Source organism: Nonomuraea gerenzanensis (assembly GCF_020215645.1).
Classification (GTDB): Bacteria; Actinomycetota; Actinomycetes; order Streptosporangiales; family Streptosporangiaceae; genus Nonomuraea; species Nonomuraea gerenzanensis.
On the sequence record NZ_CP084058.1, the window covers coordinates 11,276,034 to 11,300,763 of the forward strand.

Annotated in this window: 23 protein-coding genes and 1 riboswitch; of the genes, 11 read left to right on the plus strand and 12 right to left on the minus strand. The window is 71.2% G+C overall.

Annotated elements, in window-relative coordinates; genetic code table 11:
- Positions 1-118 precede the first annotated feature (118 nt).
- Entirely contained in the window at positions 119-736 is a 618-nt protein-coding gene (locus LCN96_RS52500; RefSeq protein ID WP_225269879.1) for a TetR/AcrR family transcriptional regulator, read from the plus strand.
- On the opposite strand, the gene LCN96_RS52505 is transcribed toward LCN96_RS52500, so the two are convergent.
- Positions 729-1,781 carry a hypothetical protein gene (locus LCN96_RS52505; protein ID WP_225269880.1) on the minus strand — a complete coding sequence of 351 codons (1,053 nt, stop codon included), beginning with the start codon at positions 1,779-1,781 and terminating at the stop codon, positions 729-731. The genes LCN96_RS52500 and LCN96_RS52505 overlap by 8 nt on opposite strands.
- Positions 1,782-1,826: 45 nt before the next feature.
- Here LCN96_RS52505 and LCN96_RS52510 point away from each other — a divergent pair, with 45 nt between their 5' ends.
- On the plus strand, positions 1,827-4,199 hold the full coding sequence (locus LCN96_RS52510) for a helicase-associated domain-containing protein (RefSeq protein WP_225269881.1): 2,373 nt from the start codon (positions 1,827-1,829) through the stop codon (positions 4,197-4,199).
- A 56-nt stretch (positions 4,200-4,255) separates the two neighbouring features.
- Here the strand turns inward: LCN96_RS52510 and LCN96_RS52515 are convergent, their stop codons facing one another.
- Complete coding sequence (locus tag LCN96_RS52515) at positions 4,256-5,620, minus strand: hypothetical protein (RefSeq protein ID WP_225269882.1); 1,365 nt, start codon at positions 5,618-5,620, stop codon at positions 4,256-4,258.
- A 308-nt stretch (positions 5,621-5,928) separates the two neighbouring features.
- Here LCN96_RS52515 and LCN96_RS52520 point away from each other — a divergent pair, with 308 nt between their 5' ends.
- From LCN96_RS52520 to LCN96_RS52530, 3 genes are all read left to right on the plus strand, one after another.
- Positions 5,929-7,407 (plus strand): AMP-binding protein, encoded by a 1,479-nt coding sequence (locus LCN96_RS52520; protein WP_225269883.1) that lies wholly within the window; start codon positions 5,929-5,931, stop codon positions 7,405-7,407.
- 91 nt (positions 7,408-7,498) lie between these two features.
- Positions 7,499-7,849, plus strand: coding sequence for a hypothetical protein (locus LCN96_RS52525; RefSeq protein WP_225269884.1), 351 nt, complete (start codon positions 7,499-7,501; stop codon positions 7,847-7,849).
- A 124-nt stretch (positions 7,850-7,973) separates the two neighbouring features.
- Positions 7,974-9,620: a DNA repair helicase XPB gene (locus LCN96_RS52530; RefSeq protein ID WP_225269885.1), complete on the plus strand. Its 1,647-nt coding sequence runs from the start codon at positions 7,974-7,976 to the stop codon at positions 9,618-9,620.
- A 209-nt stretch (positions 9,621-9,829) separates the two neighbouring features.
- Here the strand turns inward: LCN96_RS52530 and LCN96_RS52535 are convergent, their stop codons facing one another.
- Complete coding sequence (locus LCN96_RS52535; protein WP_225269886.1) at positions 9,830-10,165, minus strand: hypothetical protein; 336 nt, start codon at positions 10,163-10,165, stop codon at positions 9,830-9,832.
- A gap of 121 nt (positions 10,166-10,286) precedes the next feature.
- On the opposite strand from LCN96_RS52535, the gene LCN96_RS52540 reads away from it, so the two are divergent.
- Entirely contained in the window at positions 10,287-12,293 is a 2,007-nt protein-coding gene (locus LCN96_RS52540; protein ID WP_225269887.1) for a HelD family protein, read from the plus strand.
- 65 nt (positions 12,294-12,358) lie between these two features.
- On the plus strand, positions 12,359-12,889 hold the full coding sequence (locus LCN96_RS52545; RefSeq protein ID WP_225269888.1) for a YbhB/YbcL family Raf kinase inhibitor-like protein: 531 nt from the start codon (positions 12,359-12,361) through the stop codon (positions 12,887-12,889).
- Between the two features lie 176 nt (positions 12,890-13,065).
- On the opposite strand, the gene LCN96_RS52550 is transcribed toward LCN96_RS52545, so the two are convergent.
- The 6 genes from LCN96_RS52550 to LCN96_RS52575 all read right to left on the minus strand — a co-directional run bounded on the left by LCN96_RS52550 (position 13,066) and on the right by LCN96_RS52575 (position 18,340).
- Positions 13,066-13,410 (minus strand): hypothetical protein, encoded by a 345-nt coding sequence (locus tag LCN96_RS52550; protein WP_225269889.1) that lies wholly within the window; start codon positions 13,408-13,410, stop codon positions 13,066-13,068.
- A gap of 209 nt (positions 13,411-13,619) precedes the next feature.
- Entirely contained in the window at positions 13,620-15,245 is a 1,626-nt protein-coding gene (gene groL / locus LCN96_RS52555) for a chaperonin GroEL (protein ID WP_080044720.1), read from the minus strand.
- A gap of 327 nt (positions 15,246-15,572) precedes the next feature.
- Positions 15,573-15,773: a cold-shock protein gene (locus LCN96_RS52560; protein WP_020546479.1), complete on the minus strand. Its 201-nt coding sequence runs from the start codon at positions 15,771-15,773 to the stop codon at positions 15,573-15,575.
- Positions 15,774-16,015: 242 nt separating this feature from the next.
- Positions 16,016-16,291 (minus strand): MoaD/ThiS family protein, encoded by a 276-nt coding sequence (locus LCN96_RS52565; protein WP_043633550.1) that lies wholly within the window; start codon positions 16,289-16,291, stop codon positions 16,016-16,018.
- 24 nt (positions 16,292-16,315) lie between these two features.
- The gene (gene thrC / locus LCN96_RS52570) at positions 16,316-17,551 is read right to left on the minus strand and encodes a threonine synthase (protein ID WP_225269890.1); all 1,236 of its coding nucleotides are present in this window, start codon (positions 17,549-17,551) and stop codon (positions 16,316-16,318) included.
- 13 nt (positions 17,552-17,564) lie between these two features.
- Positions 17,565-17,706: riboswitch (SAM riboswitch) on the minus strand.
- A 79-nt stretch (positions 17,707-17,785) separates the two neighbouring features.
- Positions 17,786-18,340 carry an RNA polymerase sigma factor gene (locus LCN96_RS52575; RefSeq protein WP_080044716.1) on the minus strand — a complete coding sequence of 185 codons (555 nt, stop codon included), beginning with the start codon at positions 18,338-18,340 and terminating at the stop codon, positions 17,786-17,788.
- A gap of 159 nt (positions 18,341-18,499) precedes the next feature.
- Between LCN96_RS52575 and LCN96_RS52580 the strand changes: the two genes are divergently transcribed.
- On the plus strand, positions 18,500-19,924 hold the full coding sequence (locus tag LCN96_RS52580; protein ID WP_225269891.1) for an alpha,alpha-trehalose-phosphate synthase (UDP-forming): 1,425 nt from the start codon (positions 18,500-18,502) through the stop codon (positions 19,922-19,924).
- Between the two features lie 25 nt (positions 19,925-19,949).
- Positions 19,950-21,218, plus strand: a complete 1,269-nt coding sequence (locus LCN96_RS52585; RefSeq protein WP_225269892.1) for an MFS transporter — start codon at positions 19,950-19,952, stop codon at positions 21,216-21,218.
- A gap of 101 nt (positions 21,219-21,319) precedes the next feature.
- Here LCN96_RS52585 and LCN96_RS52590 read toward each other — a convergent pair whose 3' ends face one another.
- From LCN96_RS52590 to LCN96_RS52600, 3 genes are read right to left on the minus strand one after another with little or no spacing between them, the layout of a single operon-like run.
- Positions 21,320-21,901 (minus strand): hypothetical protein, encoded by a 582-nt coding sequence (locus LCN96_RS52590; protein ID WP_225269893.1) that lies wholly within the window; start codon positions 21,899-21,901, stop codon positions 21,320-21,322.
- 58 nt (positions 21,902-21,959) lie between these two features.
- Complete coding sequence (gene otsB / locus LCN96_RS52595) at positions 21,960-22,730, minus strand: trehalose-phosphatase (RefSeq protein WP_225269894.1); 771 nt, start codon at positions 22,728-22,730, stop codon at positions 21,960-21,962.
- Positions 22,731-22,769: 39 nt separating this feature from the next.
- A complete protein-coding gene (locus LCN96_RS52600) occupies positions 22,770-23,069 on the minus strand; it encodes a DUF3263 domain-containing protein (protein WP_225269895.1) in 300 nt (99 codons plus the stop codon).
- A 117-nt stretch (positions 23,070-23,186) separates the two neighbouring features.
- Here LCN96_RS52600 and LCN96_RS52605 point away from each other — a divergent pair, with 117 nt between their 5' ends.
- Complete coding sequence (locus LCN96_RS52605; RefSeq protein WP_225269896.1) at positions 23,187-23,993, plus strand: SAM hydrolase/SAM-dependent halogenase family protein; 807 nt, start codon at positions 23,187-23,189, stop codon at positions 23,991-23,993.
- 97 nt (positions 23,994-24,090) lie between these two features.
- Complete coding sequence (locus LCN96_RS52610; RefSeq protein WP_225269897.1) at positions 24,091-24,696, plus strand: hypothetical protein; 606 nt, start codon at positions 24,091-24,093, stop codon at positions 24,694-24,696.
- Positions 24,697-24,730: the final 34 nt, after the last annotated feature.

A 24,730-nucleotide genomic window follows, 5' to 3' on the forward strand; every position in this document is an offset into this window, starting at 1 on the left:
GCCTGCGCGCCTGATCCGGCGCCCGGGCCCGGGCGCGCGAAGTACGGTCCCCGCAGCGTGCCGCTGAACCGCGACCCGCGGAAGCGATTACTCTCCTTACGGAGGTATCAGCGTAGACATGAGCAGATCGACCCGTGAGCGGATCATCGATGAGGCCCTCAGGCTGTTCGCCGAGCGGGGTTACTCCGCCACTTCCGTGGCCGAGATCGAGGCCGCCTCAGGGCTGTCTCCCGGCGCCGGAGGGCTCTACCGGCACTTCAAGTCCAAGTACGAGGTGCTGTCCGCCGCCATCAACGAGCACGCCAGCCGCACGAGGTACCAGGTGGCCGAGAGCCTGGCCCAGCTGAGCAGCATGGAAGCCTCGGTGGACCTGGAGGAGCGGCTGGCCCACGTGTGTCGCGCCGGCCTGGCCAAGGTGCGCGAGGAGTCGGAGCTGACCCGGGTCTTCTTCCGCGACCTGAGCCAGTTCCCCGAGCTGGTCGCGGTGGTGCGCGAAGGGCTGATGCAGCCGATGTTCGACGCCATCGTGACCTGGTTCCAGGCGCAGCCCGAGTATCAGGACGTCAAGCTCGACTGGGCGGGCATCTCGACCGTGCTGGGGGGCTCCGTGGTGCACTACCGGCTGTTCCAGGAGACGGTGGGCGAGCTGCCGGGGCACGCGGAGAAGGACCAGTTCGTGGCCGCCTGGGTACGCCTGGCCGTCGGCCTCCTGCCCAGCCCGGCGCCGGTCAGCTGACGTCGAGCAGCCGGTAGGCCAGCCACACGACGCCCACCCCCGTACCGATCATGAACATCGTGCCGCTGACGTCGAAGAACTGCTGGACGAACGCCTGCAGCCCGGCCTCGATCCCCACTCGCAGACCCCCGACGAGCACCCCGCCCACCGAGTAGCCCAGCAGCGGCGCGCCGATCCCGAGGACCTTGTCGCGCAGCTTCCAGCTCTCGCTGAACAGCACCAGCGCCGCACCTACCGCCCACACCACCAGGGGCACCTCGAAGATCGCCACCGGCGGCAGGTCGATCGGCACCAGCAGCGCGGCCACCACCAGGATCACCATGGCCGCCACGTCACGGGGGTGCTCCTTGACGATGGTCCTGGCGTCCCTGCCGCCGGTGGCCATCGGGTTGGCGCTGGACATCGCCGCCCTGCGCAGCCCCGCGAACGGCAGCCCCCGGCCCTCCTGCCGCCGGTCGAGCCGCTCCTGCGCGAGCCTCCGGTACGTGCGCACGCCGGGCGGCGCGTCGCGGTCGTCCACTATGGCGGGGAAAGTCCGCGTGTCGCCCTCGGTCGCCGCCGACCCGCCTGAGCCCTGCGCGGGCCCGCCGACGCTCGGCGCGAACCCGCCGGCGCCCTGTGCGTGCCCGCCGGCGCCCTGTGCGTGCCCGCCGGCGCCCTGTGCGTGCCCGCCGGCGCCCTGTGCGTGCCCGCCTGCACCCTCCGGGGGTCCGCCGGCGCCGCGCGCAGTTTCGGCCGTACCGGGCGGTGCCGCCTCTCCGGGGGCCGTCGCCACGCCCGGCGCGGGGACGTTGACGCGCGCCGTGGGGATCCCCGCGGCGGCCAGCCTCCTGACCTCCCGCTCCACCAGCGCGACCGGATCCCCGAACCGCGCCAGCACCTTCGCCACCTCACGCGCGTCCTGGCTGCCCCGCCGCTCCACCTCGATCCTGGCCCGCAGCCGCCGCGCGAAGTCCAGCCGCTGATCGACCTTGAGCACGCCGTGGGCGGCGTCGGCCGCCTTCGAGACGTAGTTCAGTACGAGCTGGTCCGCGCGTTCCACCACGTCTGGCAATGCTGCCCCAATCAGGGTGGACATACCATGGCAACGATGGAGTTCACGGAGTGGATCAGGGGGCGCACCGACGAACAGCTACGGGCGCTCGTCTCCGCGCGTCCCGAGCTGATCACTCCGGTGCCCGCGCATCTGGAGGGTCTCGCCTCGCGGGCCGCCAGTCCTTCGGCGATCGGCAGGGTGCTGGACCGGCTCGACCGGTTCACGCTGGCCGTCGTGGAGACGCTGGCGGTGCGGGAGCAGCCGACCTCGAAGGAGGCGCTGCACGACCTCATCGGCGGGGCTCTGGCGTCCGGCGACCCCGGGCAGCCGCAGGCGGCCGGAGGCGGCCCGCCGGGCGATCCGGAGCCCGCGCTGTCCACGGCGCTCGACAGGCTGCGCGACCTGGCGCTGGTGTACGGGCCCGACGACGCGCTGGAGCTGGGCCCCGGCGTGCGCAAGGTGCTCGACGACCCGGCGGGGCTGGGCCCGAGGGCGCTCGACGCGTTCCGGCACCACGCGCCCGAGCAGCTGGAGGAGATGGCCGACGACGTCGCCCCCGGCACCGCGGGCTCGGGCAAGGAGCGCCTGGCCGCCGCGCTGGCCAAGCCGGCGGGGCTCGTCGCGTCCGTCTCGCCCGAGGCGAGGGGCGCGCTCGACCAGCTCGTCTGGGGCCCGCCGACCGGCCGCGTGCCCAACGCCAGGCGCGAGGTGCGGGTCGCCTCCGCCCGCTCCCCCATCGAGGAGTTGCTCGCCCGCGGCCTGCTGGCCGCCACGGGCGAGGAGAGCGTGACGCTGCCGCGCGAGGTGGGCCTGTTCCTGCGTGGCGGCCGGGTGCACCGCGACCTGCTGGCCGTGCCGCCGCCGCTGCACGGCGCCACGCGCGATCCGAGCCTGGCCGACCGTACGGCGGCGGGGCAGGCGTTCTCGTTCGTCAGGGCCGTGGAGGAGCTGTGCGAGCGGTGGAGCGCCGAGCCGCCCGGCGTGCTGCGTACCGGCGGGCTGGGGGTGCGTGACCTGAAGCGCGCGGCGGGCGAGCTGGACCTGCCGGAGTGGGTGACGGCGCTGGTGGTCGAGGTCGCGCACGCGGCCGGGCTGATCGCGGCGGGCGGCGGCGTCGACGGCGAGTGGCTGCCGACCTCCGGCTACGACCTGTGGCGGGTCAGGCCCACCGCCGACCGGTGGACGATGCTGGCGGGCACGTGGCTGCACATGGACCGGGTGCCCGGCCTGGTCGGCGAGCGCGACGACCGCGACAGGCCGCTCAACGCCCTGCACACCGACCTGCGCCGCTCCTCCGCACCGGGGGTCAGGGCGGCCACGCTGGGCGTGCTGGCCGCGGCGCCGGGGCTGGCGCCCGACCGCGACTCCGTCCTCGAACGGCTGGCGTGGGAGCAGCCGCGCCGCCGCGGGCCGCTGCGCGAGCAGCTCGTCGACTTCACCCTGCGCGAGGCCGAGCAGGTCGGCGTGACGGGGCTGGGCGCGCTGTCCGGGCACGGGCGGGCGCTGATCGAGGGCGGTGAGGCGGCCGAGGCGCTGGCGCCGCTGCTGCCCGAGCCCGTCGATCACGTGCTGCTGCAGGCCGACCTGACCGCCGTCGCGCCGGGGCCGCTGACCAGCGAGCTCAACCGCTGGATGACGCTCACCGCCGACGTCGAGTCCAAGGGCGGGGCCACCGTCTACCGGTTCAGCGAGAGCTCGATCAGGCGTGCGCTCGACGCGGGGCACGGGGGCGAGGAGCTGGTCTCGATGCTGGCCCGCCACTCGGCCACGCCGGTGCCGCAGGCGCTGTCGTACCTGGTGACCGACGTGGCCAGGCGACACGGGCGGATCAGGGTGGGCACCGCGAGCGCGTACGTGCGCTGCGACGACCCCGCACTGCTCGACCAGATCACCGCCGACCGCCGCTCGGCCGCGCTGCGGCTGCGCCGGCTCGCGCCGACCGTCATCGCCTCCCGCTCGTCCAGGGCGGCGCTGGTCGACTCGTTGCGGGCGATGGGGTACTCCCCGGTCGCCGAGTCGCTCGACGGTGACGTGATCATCTCGCAGCTGGAGAGCCGGCGTACCGAAGGGGTCGCCCCTGCGCGCGCCGTGGCCTCGCCCAACGGCCTCGATCCCGAGGTGGCGGCGGCGGCCGTGCGGGCGCTGCGGGCCGGTGACGCCGCGCACCTGGCGCGGCGCGAGCCGGTGGACGCCCCGGGCGGGCAGGTGCCGCGCGGGCCCGCCACGGCCACCATCTCGGCGCTGCAGGAGGCGATCAAGCAGGGGGTGCGGGTGTGGATCGGCTACCTCGACTCCCAGGGCAACGCGACCTCACGCATCCTGGAGCCGGCGCGCATGGAGGGCGGCTACCTGACCGCCTACGACGAGACGAGGGCGGCCGTGCACCGCTTCGCCCTGCACCGCATCACGGGCGTGGCAGGGCTCTGAGCGGCTGACCCGTCACCGAACCGGCAGGGCTCCGAGCGACCGCGCGGCTCGGCGTGCTACCGGACCGGCAGCGCTCTGAGCGACTGGGCCGCCACCGCAGCCACGGGGCCGCCCAGTGCCTCCAGGCCGCGCAGCAGGCGGACGCAGTCGTCGGGGTAGCGGACGGCCAGCCCGCCGCCCAGGGCGACGGCCGCCGCCGTCGCCCTGAGGTCCTTCGGCTCGGCCGCCCAGCCCAGCGCGATCGCCAGCGCCTCGGGCGCGAGGGTGTCGTCGGCGCACATGTACGACAGCACGTTGGCCGCCGCCACCCGCTCAGCGGCACTCCCCCTGGCCCAGACCTCCAGGAACTCCTGCCTGGCCTCCTTCATGGAGTGCCGGGCCAGCAGCGCCACGCCCTGCGCCGCCCGTACCTGGACGGCCGGCCCCTGCCCCGGCAGCGACCTGACCCACTCACGCAGCGGCTGCCACACCCAGAACCCGTACCGGGCGACCAGCTCGGCCAGCACCCGCGCCCGCTGGTGGCCCGCGCGGAAGGCGACGAGCCCGTCCTCGACGCCGATCAGCGGGCCGGTGAGCGGCCGGCGGCCGTTCTCGCGGCAGAGCCGTTCGAGCCGGGTGAGCTGCTCGTCGAAGGCGGCCTGCGTGAGCCGGTGGGTGAACGCCAGCGCCGCCACGGCCAGCACCTCCCCCATGGGCGGCTTGGTGTCGAGCCAGGCCGCCACCTCCTCACCGGCCGGCTCGCCGTCCGGTGAGCCGGCCGGTGCCAGCCGCGCGGCCAGGCGGACGACCTCGGCGGGCGTCGGCAGCGCCAGCGCCTGCTCCCTGGCCCGGTGCAGCGCCTCGGGGGAGAGCCCCGCACGCAGCCCGTACGCGCTCAGGCAGAGGTCGAACAGCTCACCGGGCTCGGGCGCGGCCCACGCGTGCTCCACCTCGACCGCCTGCGACGGCCCGCCGCTCCTGGTGATCACCAGGTACGAGCCCAGCTCGGCCAGCTTGCGTGCCAGGTTGACCAGCTCGGTGCGGTCGGTGCTGGCCGTGATCCAGTCATGCAGCAGGTACGCCCTGCCGGGCTCGTACTCGGTGCCCGTCAGCAGGTCATGCGCCCCGGCGGCCGGCGACAGCACGGTGATCGTGCTCTCGGCCAGCGACATGCGCGACAGCAGCGCCAGCGCCCCCAGGCGCCGCCCCGTCTCCTGCTCCCCGACGAGCACGAGCAGGTGCCGGGTCGCCAGGCGGCGCACCGCCTCGGGGAAGCAGCCCGGCTCCAGGTACGAGCGGAGCAGCGTGTCGGCTTCCCGCCTGGCCAGCTCCCCGGTGGCCGGTCCTGTCACGGCTCGCAACTGATCGGTGACGGCTCTGAGGCTCCCGGTGAGCGTCATGTTGTCGAGGTCGATCTCGCCCGGTTCAGGCGTTTCGGTCACGGAGCCACCTCGGGAAGCTGACTGGAAAGTTTTCTACAGGAATTAACGCCAGACAACGAATCTCTTCGTTTTATGCAGGCGGTGACGTAGCGTCACCACTCCACTCCTGAACTGCGGAGACAGAGAGTCAGGACCACCTCGCGATCCCTGACTACCTCACCTTTTACACGATCTCGACCAACATGAAAACACGAATGCTGACAGAGCAAGCTATATACCTATTTACGGGCTACAAGAACATCATCCACAATGACTAGTCAAGAGACAGAGGCTTGACTGGAGCTGCTCACACGCATCAGGTTGTGCATGTGACCGAGCAAACGCTGGGCAGGCTGGCGGAGGAGTCGTGGAGCCGCTTCGACGACCACGACTCGGTGTACTACGAAGGCGTCTGGCACCGCAGTCACGCGCTCGCCGAGCGGGCGCGCCGGATGTGCGGCGGCTTCGCCGAGGCGGGCATCCGGCCGGGCGACCGGGTGGCCGTCATGATGGCCAACTCCCCCGAGGTGCCGATCGTCTACCAGGCGTTGTGGGCGGCGGGCGCGGTGGTGACGCCGGTGGTGTTCCTCGTGGGGCCGCAGGAGCTGCGCCACATCCTGCTCGACAGCGGCGCCCGCGCCGTCGTCACCTCCCCGGAGCTGGCGGACAACGTCCGTGCCGCGAACGTCGACATCCCGATCCATGTGGACACGGCGGAGCTGGAACGCGCGGCGGAGCGCGGCCCCGTCGCCCGCGACCCCGACGACCTGGCCGCGCTCCTCTACACCGGCGGCACGACCGGCAGGGCCAAGGGCGTCATGCTGAGCCACCACGGCCTGTGGCACGTGGCCAAGGACGCCTTCGAGCTGTCCCACCAGGAGGGCAGGAACCGCGCGCTGGTGCCGGTGCCGCTGTCGCACGCGTACGGGCTGATCATCACGATCGCCTCGCTGCACGCGACCGAGCCGCAGCAGGCGGTGCTGATGCGCTGGTTCGAGCCGCGCGCGTTCCTGGAGCTGGCCGCCGGGCAGCGCGTGCACTACGGCACCGTGGTGCCCTCGATGATCCAGCTGCTGCTCGCCGAGCCGCTGGAGGAGCACCCGCTGCCCGACCTGGCCTACCTCACCTGCGGCGCGGCGCCGCTCGGCAGGCAGACGCTGGAGGAGTTCGAGCGCAGGATGCCGGGCGTGCAGATCTTGGAGGGGTACGGGCTGACCGAGACCAGCGCGGTCACCACGTTCAACCCGCCGGGCAGGCGCCGGCCAGGCAGCGTCGGCCTGCCGCTGGCCGGATACACGATCACCATCCGCGACGGCGACGGCGAGGCGATGGAGATCGGCGACGTGGGCGAGGTCTGCGTCTCCGGCGACTCGCTGATGCTCGGCTACTGGGGCGAGCACGAGCCCGACCCGGAGGGCACCGCGCTGACCGGCAAGGAGCTGCGGACCGGCGACATCGGGTGCGTGGACGACGACGGCTACCTCTACATCGTCGACAGGAAGAAGGACCTGATCATCAGGGGCGGCTTCAACGTGTTCCCGCGTGACGTCGAGGACGCGCTCAACGGGCACCCCGACGTCGTGGCGTCGGGCGTCGTGGGCCGGCCCGACCCCCGTCTCGGCGAGGAGGTCGTGGCGTTCGTCCAGCTGAGGCCGGATGCTACGGTGACGGCCGAGGAGCTGATCGAGTGGGCCCGCGAGCGGGTAGGGCGGGTGAAGTACCCGCGCGAGGTCCGCTTCATCGACTCCGTGCCGCTGACGAGCGTGCTCAAGCTCGACCGCAAGGCACTGCGGAGCAGGCTCGGCTGAGCGGCCCCTGCCCCGGATCCAGGGGGATCTCGTACTCTCGGTCAGACGCGTGTCAATTCCGTGATAAGTGTTGACCTGTCTGGAGGTGAACATGAGTCAGGGTGACCCGTCGGGGTATCCGTACCAGCCTTATGGCGCGCCCTACGGCGAGCAGCCGCCCCCACCGTACGGCTACGGCTATCCGCCTCCCCCGCGCAGCAACGGGCCGAGCGCCAACGCGATCGTCTCCCTGGTGCTCAACCTCTTCGCACTGGTCTCCTGCTGCAACGTCCTGGGGCTGCCGGGCGCGATCCTGGCGGGGCTGGCCATCAGCAAGTCCAGCAGCGAGCCGGGCACGGCCCGCACCATGGTCATGTGGAGCTGGATCCTGTTCGGGGTGGGCTTCGTGCTCACCATCGGCACGTTCGTCGCCCTGGGGGTCAGCGGCGCCTTCGACGAGTGATCAGGCGATCCCGAGGACTAATCCTGGCCCGCCCGTTGTTGGAGACTCGGAGCGGGGGCGCCGGGATCGAGAGACGATGGTCCTGTTGCGCCAGGCCCCCGTCTGAACCCCACGGAGATAGCCAGTGAGCGATGGACCGCTGATCGTCCAGTCGGACAAGACGCTGCTGCTCGAGGTCGACCACGAGCGGGCCGACGCCTGTCGTAAGGCGATCGCGCCGTTCGCCGAGCTCGAGCGCGCTCCCGAACACGTGCACACCTACCGCGTCACCCCGCTGGCCCTGTGGAACGCCCGCGCCGCCGGCCACGACGCCGAGCAGGTCATCGACGCCCTCATCAGCTACAGCCGCTACCCGGTGCCGCACGCGCTGCTGGTGGACGTGGCCGAGACGATGGCCCGCTACGGGCGGCTGCGGCTGGAGAAGGACCCGGTCCACGGGCTCATCCTGACCTCCACCGACCGGGCCGTGCTCGAAGAGGTGCTGCGCTCGAAGAAGATCCAGCCGATGCTGGGCGAGCGGGTCGGTGCCGACACGGTCATCGTGCACCCGAGCGACCGGGGCAACGTCAAGCAGGCCCTGCTCAAGCTGGGCTGGCCCGCCGAGGACCTGGCAGGGTACGTCGACGGCGAGGCGCACCCGATCACGCTGCGGGAGGACGGCTGGTCGCTGCGGCCCTACCAGCGCGAGGCCGCCGAGGCGTTCTGGAACGGCGGCTCCGGCGTGGTCGTGCTGCCGTGCGGCGCCGGCAAGACGATCGTCGGCGCGGCCGCCATGGCGCACGCCAAGGCCACCACGCTCATCATGGTCACGAACACGGTCTCGGCCCACCAGTGGAAGACCGAGCTGCTCAAGCGCACCTCGCTGACCGAGGACGAGATCGGCGAGTACTCCGGCAACAAGAAGGAGATCCGCCCGGTCACCATCGCCACCTACCAGGTGATGACCACCCGGCGCAAAGGCGTCTACAGCCACCTGGAGCTGTTCGACGCCCGCGACTGGGGCCTGATCGTCTACGACGAGGTGCACCTGCTGCCCGCGCCGATCTTCCGGATGACCGCCGACCTTCAGGCCCGCAGGCGGGTCGGGCTGACCGCGACCCTGGTGCGCGAGGACGGGCGCGAGGGCGACGTGTTCTCGCTGATCGGCCCCAAGCGCTACGACGCGCCCTGGAAGGAGATGGAGAACCAGGGCTGGATCGCGCCGGCCGACTGTGTCGAGGTGCGCGTGACGCTGACGGACGAGGAGCGGCTGGCGTACGCGATGGCCGAGTCGGAGGAGCGCTACCGCTTCTGCGCCACCACGCCGTCCAAGACGCACGTCACCGAGGCGCTGGTCCGCCGCCATCTGGGCGAGCAGGTGCTGGTCATCGGCCAGTACATCGACCAGCTCGACGAGCTCGGCGAGCACCTCAACGCCCCGGTCATCAAGGGCGAGACCAGGGTGAAGGAGCGTGAGCGGCTCTACCAGGCCTTCCGCGACAAGGAGATCCAGGTGCTGGTGGTGTCGAAGGTGGCCAACTTCTCCATCGACCTGCCGGAGGCGACGGTCGCGATCCAGGTGTCGGGCACGTTCGGCTCGCGCCAGGAGGAGGCGCAGCGGCTCGGACGGGTGCTGCGGCCCAAGTCCGACGGCGGGGGCGCGCGGTTCTACACAGTGGTCAGCCGCGACACGGTGGATCAGGAGTTCGCCGCGCACCGGCAGCGGTTCCTGGCCGAGCAGGGGTACGCCTACCAGATCATCGACGCCGACGACGTGCTGGGCGGCGTCTGAGGGTAAAGATGCCCGGCCGCTCGCACGGAGCGGCCAGGCATTCAACGTGGTGTCACGTCCACGAGACTCCGCGGGCCGACGACATTCGAACCACCCCCCTCACCTGCGTACTATCACGCCGCCTGCGACATACCCTCATGATCCGGCAAACCCACCTGATTTGCCCGAATTTTTCGGTATTCCCAGGTTCGTTCCAGCTTGCGGGGGCACTAGCGCACCAGCAGGCCCCCGAGGAACAGCACACCCTCCGCCGCGATCCAGGCCAGCACCCCCGCGCCCATCAGGCGCGCGAACGCCCGAGGGTCGTGCCTGGAGCGAGGGAGCAGCCAGGCGGCCAGTGTGCAGCAGGCGGCCAGCGCGGCGAACAGCCCCGAGACGGTGGAGACCGTGCCCAGCCGCTGCGAGCACGCGGACGTGGCCTCGCCCCCCGCGCAGAACGCCGCCAGCCCCCACCCCGCGAACACCGACAGCCCCCACAGTGCCGCGAGCAGGAAGCTCGCGATCGTCGGGATGATCGGCGAGAAACGCAGCTGTATCCGCGCCACCTCCTATCCCTACCCCGCCCCTCACCGGTAAATGCTTTGGAAGCACGCGGAAGTCGCTACTAGACTGGCCGATTCGCTGCCTTTGACCACCTCCGTTGACGAACCAGGGAGGCGCTTTCGCATGCCCACACACAAGCTGGCCCCGGACATACCCACCGACGTGCTGGCCGCCGAGCAGGCCCACCTCGCCGAGTCCAGGGCCGCACTGAAGGCCATGCGCGCCCACGCGCAGTCGCTGTCCGCGGACGCGGCGGGCGACTGGGTGTCGCAGCAGATCCTCCAGTCGCTGCTCGACCAGCGCGTGGCCGCGCTCGCCGACCACCCCGACACCCCGCTGTTCTTCGGCCGGCTCGACCGCGCCGACGCCGGGCAGAGCGACCTGCCCGGCACCATCTACGTCGGCCGCCGCCACGTGCACGACGGCGGCAGCAAGCCGCTGGTCATCGACTGGCGGGCGCCGGTCTCCCGAGCGTTCTACCAGGCCAGCCCGGCGGACCCGATGGGGATCGTCCGCCGCCGCCGCTTCGGCTACCACGGCGGCGCGCTCACCGCGTTCGAGGACGAGCCGCTCGGCGAGGGGGTGGAGATCGGCCCCTCGAAGATCCTCACCGAGGAGATCGAGCGCCCGCGCACCGGCCCCATGCGCGACATCGTGGCCACCATCCAGCCCGACCAGGACGAGATCGTCCGCTCCACCCTGGCCCAGACCGTGTGCGTCCAGGGCGCGCCCGGCACCGGGAAGACCGCCGTCGGCCTGCACCGGGCGGCCTACCTGCTGTTCACCCACCGGGAGCGGCTGGCCAGGTCGGGCGTCATGATCGTCGGGCCCAACCGGGCCTTCCTGTCCTACATCTCCTCCGTGCTCCCCGCACTCGGCGAGGTCAAGGTCGATCAGACCACGGTCGCGGGCCTGCTCGGCGAGCACGCCGCGCCCGAGGACCCGCTCGTCGCGGCGGTGAAGGGCGACGCCAGGATGGCCCCGGTGCTCGAACGCGCCCTGTGGCTGCACATCGTGAAGCCGTCGGAGGGCGTGGTGTTCACGAAGGGCGCCTACCGCTACCGGGTGGCCGACTACGAGGTCCGCGAGATCGTGGCCTCCTTGCGCGGCACCACCCGCTACAACCCGGGCCGCGCCGCGCTGGCGCAGCGCCTGGCCCACATGGTGCTGGTCAGGATGGAGCAGCGCGGCGAGTCGCCCGACGACCGGGTGCAGGACGCGGTGGCCAGGTCCAAGCCGGTCAAGCAGCTCGTGGACGCGGTGTGGCCCAAGCTGACGCCCGAGCAGGTGCTGTACCGGCTGCTGTCCGACCCCGAGTTCCTCGCCAGGGCCGCCAAGGCCGACCTGTCGCCCGAGGAGCAGGAGACGTTGCTCTGGCGCAAGCCGTACCGGAGCTGGAAGTCCGCGAAGTGGACGGCGGCGGACGCCGCGCTCCTGGACGAGCTGCGCGACCTCATGGAGCGCACGCCCTCGCTCGGCCACCTCGTCGTGGACGAGGCCCAGGACCTGTCCGAGATGCAGCTCAGGGCGCTCGGCCGGCGCTGCCGCAACGGCTCCGCGACCGTGCTCGGCGACCTGGCCCAGGGCACCACGCCGTGGTCCACCCGCTCGTGGGAGTCGGTGCTGGAGCACCTCGGGCAGCGCGAGGGCGAGGTGACGGAGCTGACGCTCGGCTTCCGCGTGCCGCGCGAGGTGCTCGACTTCGCGGCCCGCCTGCTGCCCTCCATCGCCCCCGACCTGGCCGCCCCGCGCTCGCTGCGCCCCGGCGCCGGCTCCCTCACCGTCCGGCAGGGCCTGGAGGTGGCGCGCGCCGCCGAGGAGGCGCTCGCGAAGGAGGGCTCCATCGGCGTCATCGTGCCCGACACGCTGGTCGAGCAGGTCTCCGCGGCCCTGTCGGGCCTGCCGCACGCCGTGCTCGACCCCGACTCCGCCGAGGAGCACCGGCTCCTCGTCGTCCCCGCCACCCTGGCCAAGGGTCTGGAGTACGACCACGTCATCGTCGTCGAGCCGGCGGACATCGTCGCGGCCGAGCCGCGCGGCCTGGCCAGGCTGTACGTCGTGCTGACCCGGGCCGTCACGTCACTGACGGTCCTGCACGACAAGGCGCTCCCTGCGCAGCTCGTGGCATGACGAGCGGCGGGCGCGGCCGCTTCTAGGATGGCTGAGCAAGCAGCCACTCACTCTAGGAGGATGCCGTGCCCGCACCCCTTCCCCACGAGTTCCTGCCGCCGGTGCCCGCGCTCACGGTCGAGAGCGACGACATCCAGGACGGTCGGACGCTCGCCGACGCGCACGTCTTCAACGACTGGGGCATGACCGGCCAGAACCAGTCGCCCCACCTGCGCTGGTCCGGCGCCCCCGAGGGCACCCGCGGCTACGCCGTCACCTGCTACGACCCCGACGCCCCGACGGGCAGCGGGTTCTGGCACTGGGTCCTGTTCGACCTGCCCGCCTCGGTGACCGAGCTGGCCACCGGCGCGGGCACGGCGCCCGACTTCAAGGGCCTGCCGGAGGGCGCCGTCCACGCCCGCAACGACTACGGCCTCAAGGCGTACGGCGGCGCGGCCCCGCCCCCCGGTGACCCGCACCGTTACGTGTTCACGGTGCACGCGCTGGGTGTGGACAAGCTGGGCGTGGACAGCGACGCCAGCCCGGCGGTGGTGGGCTTCAACATCACCGCCAACACCCTGGCCAGGGGGCACGTCGTCGCCCACTTCGGCGTCTGACCCACCCGCCACCGGCACCGGGCGCCGGGCTCCGGCCCGGCACCCGGTGGGCGGTCACGGCTAGCCTCGGCAGCCGAACAGCCGACACGCAGTATGGGTCAGCAGCCGAGCCGGCCGAAGCGACCGAAGCGGCCGACGTGGCCCGGCGTGGCCGAAGCGGCCCGGCGTGGCCGGGGTCAGCGGCCCAGGGCGGCCGCCGGGCAGCCCACCAGCTCGGGCAGCACCTGGTCGAGGAGCGGGATGCCGAAGCCCCCCTCGGGCGCGCAGATGGGCATGTGCAGCTCGCGCGGCAGCACGATGTCCGGCGTCGACCGCCTGTCGATGTGCACCCGGGTCCCCGGCTCGCCGGCCGCATCCGACTTGGCCTCCATCTCCTCGGCGTGCGCCCGGTTCTCCGCCTCGTCGGCGCGCGCCCGGGCCGCGATCTCGTCGGCGTGCGCCTCGGCCTCCGCCTCCTCGCCGGCGTCCACCGGGACGAACAGGGCGGACCAGTGGTCATCGGCGTGCGCCGGAGCGGTCACGGCGAACGCGGCGGCCAGTGTCAGGGCCGCGATGCCGAAAATACGCGTGCTGCGGAAAAGCACTGTGTGCTCCTTCGGTCGAGGTTGGGCGCCACCACCTTCCCTCACTCCAAGTAATCGATCAATTGTGAAACGTAATAGCAGATAAACAAAACAAGAGCGGCCCGGAAAAGCCCGGGCCGCCCTTCGTCCGTACGACGCGATTAGACCTAGAAGTCCATGTCGCCACCGCCCGGCATGGCCGGGGCGGCGGGGGTCTTCTCGGGCTTCTCGGCGATGACGGCCTCGGTGGTCAGGAACAGCGCCGCGATGGAGGCGGCGTTCTGCAGCGCGGAGCGCGTCACCTTGGCCGGGTCGATGATGCCCGACTCGAACATGTTGACGTACTCGCCGGAGGCCGCGTTGAGGCCCTCACCCGGGGTGAGGTTGCGTACCTTCTCAACCACGACGCCGCCCTCGAGACCGGCGTTGACGGCGATCTGCTTGAGCGGCTCCTCCAGCGCCTTCTTGACGATGGCGGCACCGGTGGCCTCGTCGCCGTTGAGCTCCAGCTTGTCGAAGGCCTTGGCGCCGGCCTGCAGCAGCGCCACGCCACCGCCGGGCACGATGCCCTCCTCGACGGCCGCCTTGGCGTTGCGGACGGCGTCCTCGATGCGGTGCTTGCGCTCCTTCAGCTCGACCTCGGTCGCCGCACCGGCCTTGATGACGGCCACGCCGCCGGCCAGCTTGGCCAGCCGCTCCTGCAGCTTCTCGCGGTCGTAGTCGGAGTCGGTGCGCTCGATCTCGGCGCGGATCTCGTTGACCCGGCCGGAGATCTGCTCGGCGTCGCCGGCACCGTCGACGATGGTGGTCTCGTCCTTGGTCACCACGACCTTACGGGCGCGGCCCAGCAGGTCGAGGGTGGCGGTCTCGAGCTTGAGGCCGACCTCCTCGGCGATGACCTGGCCACCGGTCAGGATCGCGATGTCGTTCAGCATCGCCTTGCGGCGGTCGCCGAAGCCCGGCGCCTTGACGGCGACGGAGCGGAACAGGCCGCGGATCTTGTTGACCACCAGGGTCGCCAGGGCCTCGCCCTCGACGTCCTCGGCGATGATCAGCAGCGGCTTGCCGGACTGCACGACCTTGTCGAGCAGCGGCAGCAGGTCCTTGTTGGCCGAGACCTTGCTGTTGACGATCAGGATGTACGGGTCCTCGAGCACGGCCTCCATGCGGTCGGAGTCCGTGACGAAGTACATCGACGTCATGCCCTTGTCGAAGCGCATGCCCTCGGTGAGCTCGAGCTCGAGGCCGAAGGTGTTGCTCTCCTCGACGGTGATGACGCCTTCCTTGCCGACCTTGTCCATCGCCTCGGCGATGAGCGAGCCGATCTCGGCGTCGGCGGCGGAGATGGAGGCGGTCGAAGCGATCTGCTCCTTGGTCTCCACATCCTTGGCCAGCTTGGAGAGCTCCTCGCTGACGCGCTCGACGGCCGCCTCGATGCCCTTCTTCAGGGCCATCGGGTTGGCGCCGGCGGCGACGTTGCGCAGGCCCTCGCGCACCAGCGCCTGGGCGAGCACGGTGGCGGTGGTGGTGCCGTCACCAGCGACGTCGTCCGTCTTCTTGGCGACTTCCTTGACCAGCTCAGCGCCGATCTTCTCCCAAGGGTCCTCGAGCTCGATCTCCTTGGCGATGGACACACCGTCGTTGGTGATCGTGGGAGCGCCCCACTTCTTCTCCAGTACGACGTTGCGGCCCTTGGGGCCGAGGGTCACCTTGACGGCGTCGGCGAGCTGGTTCATACCGCGCTCGAGACCGCGCCGGGCGTCCTCGTCAAACGCGATCATCTTGGCTGCCATAAGGCTAGACCTCCCAGATGCAGGGTGGCTTGTCGTGGACCGAGCCGACGCCCGCGACGGCATGGGTCCACATCTCCGTGCGGCAGACCCCATCGTCTCGATCCGGTCGTTGGCACTCTGCTGCACAGAGTGCCAACGAACTGTTTAGCACTCTACCCTGCCGAGTGCAAGCGAACGCCACTCCGCCCGGCATTCCCGCCCAGGTCAGTCAGTCGGTGCGGCGAGCCGCGGGAGCGACCCGCCGCACACGAGTCGGCGAAAGAGAGGTGACGGCTCGCACGGACTGCGTTGCCGTGCGATCCCGTCCGGTGCACACCAGCTCGACGTTCAGACCGCGCGGACGGACTCCGCCTGCGGCCCCTTCTGGCCCTGCGTGATCTCGAACTCGACACGCTGCCCCTGTTCGAGAGAGCGGTACCCGTCCATCAGGATCGCTGAGTAATGGACGAATACATCTTTACCACCGTCTACCGCGATGAAGCCGTAGCCCTTGTCCGCGTTGAACCACTTGACGGTGCCCTGCGCCACTTCCGACTCCTCTTACTGGTCTCCCAGATCTCGCCCATTCCTCCGCGGGACCTGTAATCGTATGACTTAACGGAAAAGCAGCCAGACGATCGCCCTCGACCATACCTGTGGCACGGGGTTTGGCAACAGAGTCAATCCGCAAACCGCCTATTTCTTCGCAGTACGGGTGGTTCAACGTTGAATTGCCCCTGGAAAAGGAGAAGGCGCCCACTAGGGGCGCCTTCAAGGGTGGGTCTGCGGGCTCAGCCGCCCGCGACCGCCGGGATGATGGAGATCTGAGTGCCCTCAGGGGCTGGAGTGTCGAGCCCTTCGGCGAAACGGACGTCCTCTTCCCCAACGTAAACGTTGACGAAACGACGAATCTTGCCCGATTCATCCAGAATTCTCGCGCCGATCCCCGGGTAGTCGGAGTCGAGCTTGGCGAGCACGTCACGAAGAGTCGCGCCCTCGCCACTGACCTCCGCGTTCCCCCCGGTGTATGTGCGCAGAATGGTGGGAATCCGCACAGAAACGCTCATGGTACTAATCGCCTTTCCTGGTTGTCAGACAGTCGCGCGGAACGCGTCGAGAGAGGGCTTGATCACGGCCGTGGGCTGCACGGACTCGCCGCCGAGCACGTCGAGCGTCTTCAGCCCGTCGCCGGTGTTGAGCACCACGGTCTCCGCCTCGGGGTCGAGCACCCCGCTCTCGGTGAGCTTCTTCAGCACGCCGACGGTGACCCCGCCGGCGGTCTCGGCGAAGATGCCCTCGGTCGAGGCCAGCAGCTTCATCGCGGCCACGATCTCGGCGTCCGTGACGTCCTCGACGCCACCTCCGGTGCGCCGGGCGATGTCCAGCACGTACGGCCCGTCGGCGGGGTTGCCGATGGCCAGCGACTTGGCGATGGTGTCGGGCTTGACCGGCTGCACGACGTCGTGGCCGGCCTTGTAGGCGGTGGAGACCGGCGAGCACCCGGCGGCCTGGGCCCCGAACACCTTGTACGGGGTGTCCTCCACCAGGCCCAGCTTGATCAGCTCCTTGAAGCCCTTGTCGATCTTCGTGAGCTGCGAGCCGGAGGCGATGGGGATGATGATCTGCTCCGGCAGCCGCCAGCCGAGCTGCTCGGCGATCTCGTACGCGAGCGTCTTGGAGCCCTCGGCGTAGTACGGCCGCAGGTTCACGTTGACGAAGCCCCACTTGTCGCCCATGGGGTCGCCGATCAGCTCCGAGCAGAACCGGTTGACCTCGTCGTAGGTGCCGTCGATGCCGATCAGCCGCCCGCCGAACACGCGCGCCATGGTGATCTTGGCTTGCTCCAGGTTGGCCGGGATGAACACGCACGCGTCGAGCCCGGCCCGCGCGGCGGCGGCGGTGACGGCGCCGGCGAGGTTGCCCGTGGAGGAGCAGGAGAGCGTGTGAAAGCCGAAGTTGCGCGCCGCCTCGACGGCCATGGCCACGACCCGGTCCTTGAAGGAGTGGGTGGGGTTGCCGGAGTCGTCCTTCACGTAAAGGGACTTGATGCCGAGCGCGCGGCCCAGGTTTCCGGCCTTGACCAATTTCGTCCAACCGGGGTTCATATTCGGCTTACTGGCCACGTCCGAGGGAACGGGCAGCAGCGAGCGGTAACGCCAGATGTTGGCGGGACCCGATTCGATCTCCGCGCGGGTCACGTCACCGAAGTCGTAGGCCGCCTCCAGCGGCCCGAAACACTCCTGGCACGCGAAGCTGGGGCCCAGCGGGTAGCGGGCGCCGCACTCGCGGCAGGACAGAGCGACGGCAGGACCAAAGTCGAGCGACATGAAGCGAGGCCTTCCCTCATCTTCGCCCACGGCCACCTTGACCGCGAACCGGAATTGGCACCTTGTCCCGGTCGGCCTCGCCAGGTCGCGAGTCGAAAGCCGGGAGGGTTGCCGGGGCTTCGCAGGGCCGGTCCCTCCACCCCTCTGGATGAGCAATATGAAGTTGTTGAAATGGACTCTACCCGCTTAAGTGCCCGAAATTACCACCCGTCTCAACATGCGAGACAAGCAGTCTCAGCGATAGTCCTCGCCCAGCACACCCTGCACGTATTTACGGGCCTGATGGATCCGCGACTTCGCCGTGCCCAGCGGGATGTTCAGCTGCTCGGCCACCTCGTTGTAGTCGAGCTGGACGATGTCGCGCAACACGAGGGCTTGCGCCAGGTCCGGCTTGTCGGCCTCCAGCGCCTCCATCGCGTCGAGCAGGTCGAGCCGCGAGCCCGCGATCACGCTGACCCGCCGCACGTCCGGCTTCTGCATGGGCAGCTCGTCGGAGGTCTGCTCGGCCGCCCTGCGCTTCAGCGACCGGTACGTCGTACGCGCGCAGTTGGCCGTCACGATGTGCAACCACGTGCTGAACCTGGCCCGCCCCTCGAACCGGCCGATGTTACGCGCCACCGCCAGCAACGTGTCCTGCGAGGCCTCCTCCGCGTCCTGGTGATAGGGGAGGATCCGGGCACAGTGCCGCATCACGTCCGGCTCGATCCGCGCGAGCAGCTCGCCAAGTGCACGATGATCTCCCGCGGCAGCGGAGCGGGCGAGTTCCTCGGTTAGCTCATCAAGCGCCATAGCTGGGATCCTATGATCGAAGGGAGCCGAGTTGCCTACTTCCCTTCCCGAACGCGATGGAAGGGAGCCCGACGACAGCGGACCACCCGCCTCTGCCCTGCCCCGCAGGGGTCCCGTTCCCTCCCCGTCCGAAGGCGGGGGCATCTCCGGGGGTGCTCGATGAACAGCGTCCTGCTGGCCTCCAACAGAGGGCCTGTCTCCTTCACCGTCTCCGACGACGGTGAGCTGACGATGCGGCGCGGCGGCGGCGGCCTCGTCTCCGGGTTGTCGGGGGTGGCCAAGGACGACGGCGTGCTCTGGGTCTGCGCCGCGCTGTCCGACGGCGACCGCAGCGCCGTCCGCCTGGCCGCGGGCGGCCGCATCGACCACGCCGGCTACGACACGGGGCCGCTGCGGATGCTGGACATCCCGCCCGCCACCTTCCACCGCGCCTACAACGCCGTGGCCAACTCCACCCTGTGGTTCGTCAACCACCTGCTCTACGACATCCCCAATTCCCCCAACTTCGGCACCAGGTTCGAGCGCGAGTGGGAGTCCTACCGCGACTACAACGGCGCCTTCGCGCTGGCGCTGGCCGAGGAGTCCGGGCACGGCGCCCGCGTGATGGTGCAGGACTACCACCTGACGCTGACCCCCGCCATGCTCCGCGCCGAGCGGCCCGACCTGCGCATCGCGCACTTCAGCCACACCCCGTGGGCGCCGCCCGAATACTTCTCCCTGCTGCCCGACGACGTGGCGGGCGAGGTCCTGGAAGGCATCCTGGGGGCCGATCACGCCGGGTTCCTCACCGACAGGTGGGCGCAGGCGTTCATGGACTGCTGCGAGCGGCTCCTGGGCGCGGAGGCCGACCGGGTGGGGCGCAGCGTCACGTACGAGGGCAGGACGACCCGCATCGGCGTGCACAGCCTCGGCGTCGACGGCGAGGCCCTGTGGCGGCGGGCCTGCGAGCCCGACGTCGAGTCGCACATGACCGCCCTGCGGGACCAGGTCGGCGACCGCAAGCTGATCGTCCGCATCGACCGCACCGAGCTGTCCAAGAACATCGTGCGCGGCCTGATCGCCTACCGCGAGTTCCTCGCCGCCCACCCCGAGTGGCACGGCCGCGTCGTGCACCTGGCCTTCGCCTACCCCAGCCGCCACGACCTGCCCGAGTACCGCGAGTACACCGCCTCGGTGCAGCGCTGCGCCCAGCAGATCGAGGACGAGTACGCCACCGAGGACTGGGACCCGCTGATACTCAACGTCAACGACGACTACCCGCGCTCGCTGGCCGCGTACCGGATGGCCGACGTGCTGCTGGTCAACCCCATCCGCGACGGCATGAACCTGGTCGCCAAGGAGGGCCCGGTCCTGTCGCCGCGCTGCACGCTGGTGCTCTCGCGCGAGGCGGGCGCCGCCGCCGAGCTGGGCGCGCACGCGCTCGTGGTCAACCCCTACGACATCAGCGGCACGGCCGCCGCGCTGCACGACGCGCTGGTCATGCCGGAGGACGAGCGCCGCACCCGCCGCGACAAGCTGCACGCCGCCGCCACCGCCCTGCCGCCGCAGAAGTGGCTCGCGACCCAGCTCGAAGCGCTCACCTGACATGGGAGAGCGAGGTCCTGCCCGGGTGACCGCGGCCTCATCGCCCGTCCGTCTGATCAGAGACCGCCCCACCTGGCTCATCTACCTGCAGCTCAGCACCTTCGCCAGCTTCGTGTACGGCCTGAGCGCCGCCCTGCCCCTGCTGCGCGCCGACCAGGGCACCTCGGCCACCGTGGCGGGCCTGCACGGCACCGCCATGGCCGTGGCCACGATCGCGGCCGGCCTGCTGCTCCCCCTGCTCACCCGTCGGTGGGGGCGGCGCGCCACGAGCTGGATCGGCCTGGCGGGAATGAGTGCCGGGATGCTCACCGTCTTCGCCGCCGACGCCCTGCCGGTGACCCTGCTCGGGTACGGCGTGGCGGGCGGCTTCGGCTCGGTCATGCTCTACACCGCCATGGCGGCGCTCAGCGACCACCACGGGGCCGCCGGGGCCGCCGCCCTGAGCGAGGCGAACGCGGTCGCCGTGGTGGCGGGCATGGTGATGACGTTCGGGCTCAGCGTGGCGGGGCAGAGCGCGCTGGGCTGGCGGGCCGCGCTGCTGGTCACGCCTGTCATGAGTGTGCTGCTCGCGCTGACCATGGGCCGCGTCTGGCCGGGTCACCGGCCCGCCGACGCGCAGGCCGCCGGGCCCGGCCCCGAGGACGCCGGGCCAGGTCAGGACGCCGGGCCAGGTCAGGACGCCGGGCCCGGCCGGAAGGACGCCGGGCCACGCACGGGGACCGGCACGGCATCCGCCACGCGGGCCCGGGTGGGCTGGCGGTTCCACCTGGCGGGCCTGGTGTTGTTCTGCTGCGTGGCGCTGGAGTTCACGTTCAACCTGTGGGCCGCGGAGCTGCTCGCCGTCAGCACCGGGCTGGCCACGGCCGTGGCGGCCACCGGGCTGACGGCGTTCATCGCGGGCATGGCGGCGGGCAGGTTCGCCGGGGCTCAGCTGGCGCTGCGGCTGCGGCCGGTCCCGCTGTTCGTGGGGGCGCTGGGGCTGACGCTCGCCGGGTGGCTGGTGTTCTGGCTGAGCGGCCGGCCGGTGCTGTCGTACGCCGGGCTGGTGGTGTGCGGGCTCGGCGTCGCCCTGCACTTCCCGCTCGCACTGAGCGCGCTGATCGCCGGCTCGGGCGGCCGGGCCGACCTGGCGGCGGCGGCCTCGCCCATCTGGGCGGGCGCCGCCATGGCGATCGGGCCGCTGGTGCTCGGCGCGCTGGCCGACGGCTTCGGCACCCGGAACGCGTTCCTGATGGTGCCGGCGCTCATCGGCCTCGCGGTCGCCGGGGTGCTGGCACCCGGCCGGCGCACCTGAGCCCGGTCACCGCCGGCCGGCGCGCGTCACTACGACCGGCGCGCATCACCGCCGGCGCGCATCACCGCCGGCCGGCGCGCATCACCGCCGGCCGGCGCGCGTCACACCCAATCGGCGTGCTTGAGCGTGTCGGTCAGGCCCGGTGTGCTCCACTGGTCCACCACGAGGATCTTCGACTTCGGCAGGTACCACTCGCGCTGCGTGAACCGCTTGTGGACCTTGCCGCTGGAGTAGGAGACGCACGTGGCCTGCCAGCTGTTGTAGGCCGCCTTGTGCCCGGGACCGACCTGGCGCAGCCCTCGGCTGACCTTGGGCCCGATCACCTCGCCCCACTTGTCGTTGAACGGGCAGGGCTGGGCGTCGCTGGACGGGTAGAACGGCCGCTTGCCGGTGTACGGGCCGAAGCCCTCCGCGCCGATCTTGATGTACGACGGCCCGAGCAGGTAGAACGCGTCACACTCCGGAGTGCTCCACCCCTGAGGTTTACCGCACTTGCCGGTGACCACCTGGACGACGTCGCCGCCGAACCGGTGCACCACCCACTGGATGGGCACGTACAGCGTCATGCCCCTGAACGTGAGCGGCTGGGCGGGAGCGGTGGCGGCGGCGGGCAGCGAGGAGGACAGGAGGGTGGCCGCGGCCACTCCGGTGGCGGCCACGACGGCGAGGTAACGCTTGTGCATGCCGCCGACTCTAGGGATCACCACTTGCAGATCAGTCGCCGATGACTGAAAGCGGCTCTCACGGGCGGGTGAAGGCCGAGGTCAGCTCGGCGAGCAGGGCCACCACCCCGTCGGGCCCGTCCACCACGATGTCGGCCCGCTCGGCCAGCGCGGTGACCTCGGTGGAGCCGCTGCACACGGTCACCCCCGGCAGCCCCGAGGCGCGTACGGCGTCGAAAGCGGCCAGATCGCCCAGGTCATCACCCACGAACATGACGGACCTGGCTGCCCGCTCCGCCAGGAACAGGCTCAGCGCGTGCCCCTTGTCCATGCCCGGCGGCCGCAGCTCCAGCACCATGCGCCCGGGCTCGATCACCAGGCCGTGCTTCTCGGCCAGCCTGGCCAGCGGGTCACGCAGCGTGGCCAGCGCGCCGTTGGGGTCGGGGCTGCGCCTGGTGTGCACGGCCACGGCCCGGCCCTTGTCCTCGATGGCCACCTCGCTCAGGCCGAGCGAGTCGAGCAGCAGCGGCAGCTCGGCCTCGGCCTCCGGCACTCCCGGCGGGGGCGGGGGCGCGGAGATCCGCCCGCCCTCCCAGCGCTCGAAGCCGTAGTGGCCGAGCACGACGAGCCCCGGCACGTCGGCCAGGCCAGGCCCGAGCTCCAGTGCGGTGGCCGCGGGCCTCCCGGTCACGATGGCCACCGCGAGGACGTGCGCGCCCAGGTCGGCGAGTACTTCGGGCGCTTTCGGGTGGATCACGGCCTTGGCGGGGTCGGACACGATCGGCGACAGGGTGCCGTCGAAGTCGAGCCCGATCACGGCGCCTGCCGGATCGCTCAGGATCGCTTCCATTCCAGGGATGTTCTTCACGCGCCTGCCGTACCCAGCGGGTCAGGGACGCATGCCAAGCCTTCTGGCGGCGCGGTCACGCCGGCGCGTGGACCGTAACCTGCGCAGCCTCTTGACCAGCATGGGGTCTTGCTCGAGAGCCTCCGGGCGGTCGATCAGCTCGCCGAGCAACTGGTAGTAGCGGGTGGCGGAGATCCCGAAGGTCTCCTTGATGGCGTGCTCCTTCGCGCCCGCGTAGCGCCACCATTGGCGCTCGAAGGCGAGGAGCTCGAGTTCGCGGTCCGAGAGTGGTCGGCGGGACGGTTCGTGGGCAGCATTGTCACCGCTGAGCGGTGCTCCCATGGTGTCCTCCTCGAAAGGGGCGGATGACGATCGCGTCGCCCGCACGCGGCCCGTGGCCATCGTAATGTGCGGAGTGCGGCTGTTCACGGCGGATCGGGAGACGTACAGTCACGAAATGTGACCCCAGTCATCACGCTCCTCACCGACTACGGGCTTGAGGATGGTTATGTGGCGGCCTGTCATGGAGTGATCGCCGGGATCGCCCCCGAGGCGCGGGTGATCGACGTGTGCCACCTGATCCCCGCCGGTGACGTACGGCGTGGCGCGGCGGTTCTGGCGCAGACCATCCCCTATCTCCCCCAGGGCATCCACATCGGCGCGGTCGACCCGAGCGCGGGCGGCGCCAGGCGCGCGGTGGCCGTGGAGGCGGGCGGCCGGGTGTTCATCGGGCCCGACAACGGCCTGCTGTCGTGGGCCGTGCACGCCAGCGGCGGCGCGCGGGCGGCGTACGAGATCAGCAACGCCGATCACTTCCTGCACCCTGTCTCGCCGACCTTTCACGGGCGCGACGTGTTCTCGCCGGTCGCGGGGCGGCTGTGCGGGGGGCTGCGGCCGGCCGACCTGGGCCCCGAGGTGCCGCTGGCCAGACTGGTCTCCCTGCCCGAGCCTACCTCGCTGCTGCGCGACGGCTCGGTGGAGGGCGAGGTCGTCTCGGTGGACCGCTACGGCAACACGCAGCTGTCGATCGCGGCCGGCGACCTGCACGCGCTCGGCGTGCGGGTGGGCGACACGCTGGGGGTGTGGCTGGGGCGGCGGCAGCTCGCGCTGCCGTTCAGGGAGACGTACGCGGCGGTGCCGCCGGGCGAGCTGGTGGCGTTCGCGGACTCGGCGGGGCTGATCGCGATCGCGGTCAACTCCGGTGACGCGGCCCAGAGGCTGGGGCTCCCGCCGGGGGCACATGTGCGACTATCCCCCTCTCCATAGCCCTCAATATACGGAAAGCCGCAGAACCGTAACTACTCCACGTATCGGTCTGTTTACCGAAGCGTCGGATTGAGGGCGCCCTCCCATGTCAGAATGCATGGGCAGATCGGAGGTCCCTCCCCTTCCGTTCGAGGTCGCCGTGTACCACCTGTCCGTTGTGCTGCTCTCCCTCGTCTCCCTGATCTGGCCCACCCCGGCGGCGCCCGTCGCCGAGCGCTGGCACGCCTGGCCGGTCGCGCGGGTGTTCCCCGGCGCGGTGCCCGGCTCCAGCCCGTCGGGTGCCAGGGTCACGTACGTGCTCAACGGGGTCGCCCCCGAGGCGCCCTGCCGGACCGCCTTCCAGCCCGCCGCCGTGCGTCCGGGCTGCCGCGTCGCCTTACGCGCCACGTACGCCGACAGCACGCAGACCTTCGTCGTCACCGTGGGCATCGCCGTGCTCGACGCCCCGGCCCCCGGGCGTAACGGCGCCGGACGGCCCGCCACCGTGCGGCCCGCGGCCTTTCCCGGTGGGCCGGCCGAGCGGTTCGGTGACCGGCAGTACTTCACCGGGGTGGTCGTGGGGTCGGGGGAGCGGTATCTGGTGGCTACGGCGGCGGGGTATGCGGATGGGCGGGCGTACCAGCCGGGGGATCGCGTCGTGCCCCGCCTGCGCGACGCCGCGCGGCAGCTCGCTACGGCGCTGCACGAAGCGCTGATCCGGTGAGCCGAACGGCCGGCTCGCCGGGGCGAGACGCCGG

Bases quoted from the DNA above. Each gene is read 5' to 3' on its own strand.
- LCN96_RS52500 (WP_225269879.1), top strand. From the start codon at position 119: ATGAGCAGATCGACCCGTGAGCGGATCATCGATGAGGCCCTCAGGCTG.
- LCN96_RS52510 (WP_225269881.1), top strand. From the start codon at position 1,827: ATGGAGTTCACGGAGTGGATCAGGGGGCGCACCGACGAACAGCTACGG.
- LCN96_RS52525 (WP_225269884.1), top strand. From the start codon at position 7,499: ATGAGTCAGGGTGACCCGTCGGGGTATCCGTACCAGCCTTATGGCGCG.
- LCN96_RS52540 (WP_225269887.1), top strand. From the start codon at position 10,287: ATGCCCACACACAAGCTGGCCCCGGACATACCCACCGACGTGCTGGCC.
- groL (WP_080044720.1), bottom strand. From the start codon at position 15,245: ATGGCAGCCAAGATGATCGCGTTTGACGAGGACGCCCGGCGCGGTCTC.
- LCN96_RS52565 (WP_043633550.1), bottom strand. From the start codon at position 16,291: ATGAGCGTTTCTGTGCGGATTCCCACCATTCTGCGCACATACACCGGG.
- thrC (WP_225269890.1), bottom strand. From the start codon at position 17,551: ATGTCGCTCGACTTTGGTCCTGCCGTCGCTCTGTCCTGCCGCGAGTGC.
- LCN96_RS52575 (WP_080044716.1), bottom strand. From the start codon at position 18,340: ATGGCGCTTGATGAGCTAACCGAGGAACTCGCCCGCTCCGCTGCCGCG.
- LCN96_RS52580 (WP_225269891.1), top strand. From the start codon at position 18,500: ATGAACAGCGTCCTGCTGGCCTCCAACAGAGGGCCTGTCTCCTTCACC.
- LCN96_RS52590 (WP_225269893.1), bottom strand. From the start codon at position 21,901: ATGCACAAGCGTTACCTCGCCGTCGTGGCCGCCACCGGAGTGGCCGCG.
- otsB (WP_225269894.1), bottom strand. From the start codon at position 22,730: ATGGAAGCGATCCTGAGCGATCCGGCAGGCGCCGTGATCGGGCTCGAC.
- LCN96_RS52600 (WP_225269895.1), bottom strand. From the start codon at position 23,069: ATGGGAGCACCGCTCAGCGGTGACAATGCTGCCCACGAACCGTCCCGC.
- LCN96_RS52610 (WP_225269897.1), top strand. From the start codon at position 24,091: ATGGGCAGATCGGAGGTCCCTCCCCTTCCGTTCGAGGTCGCCGTGTAC.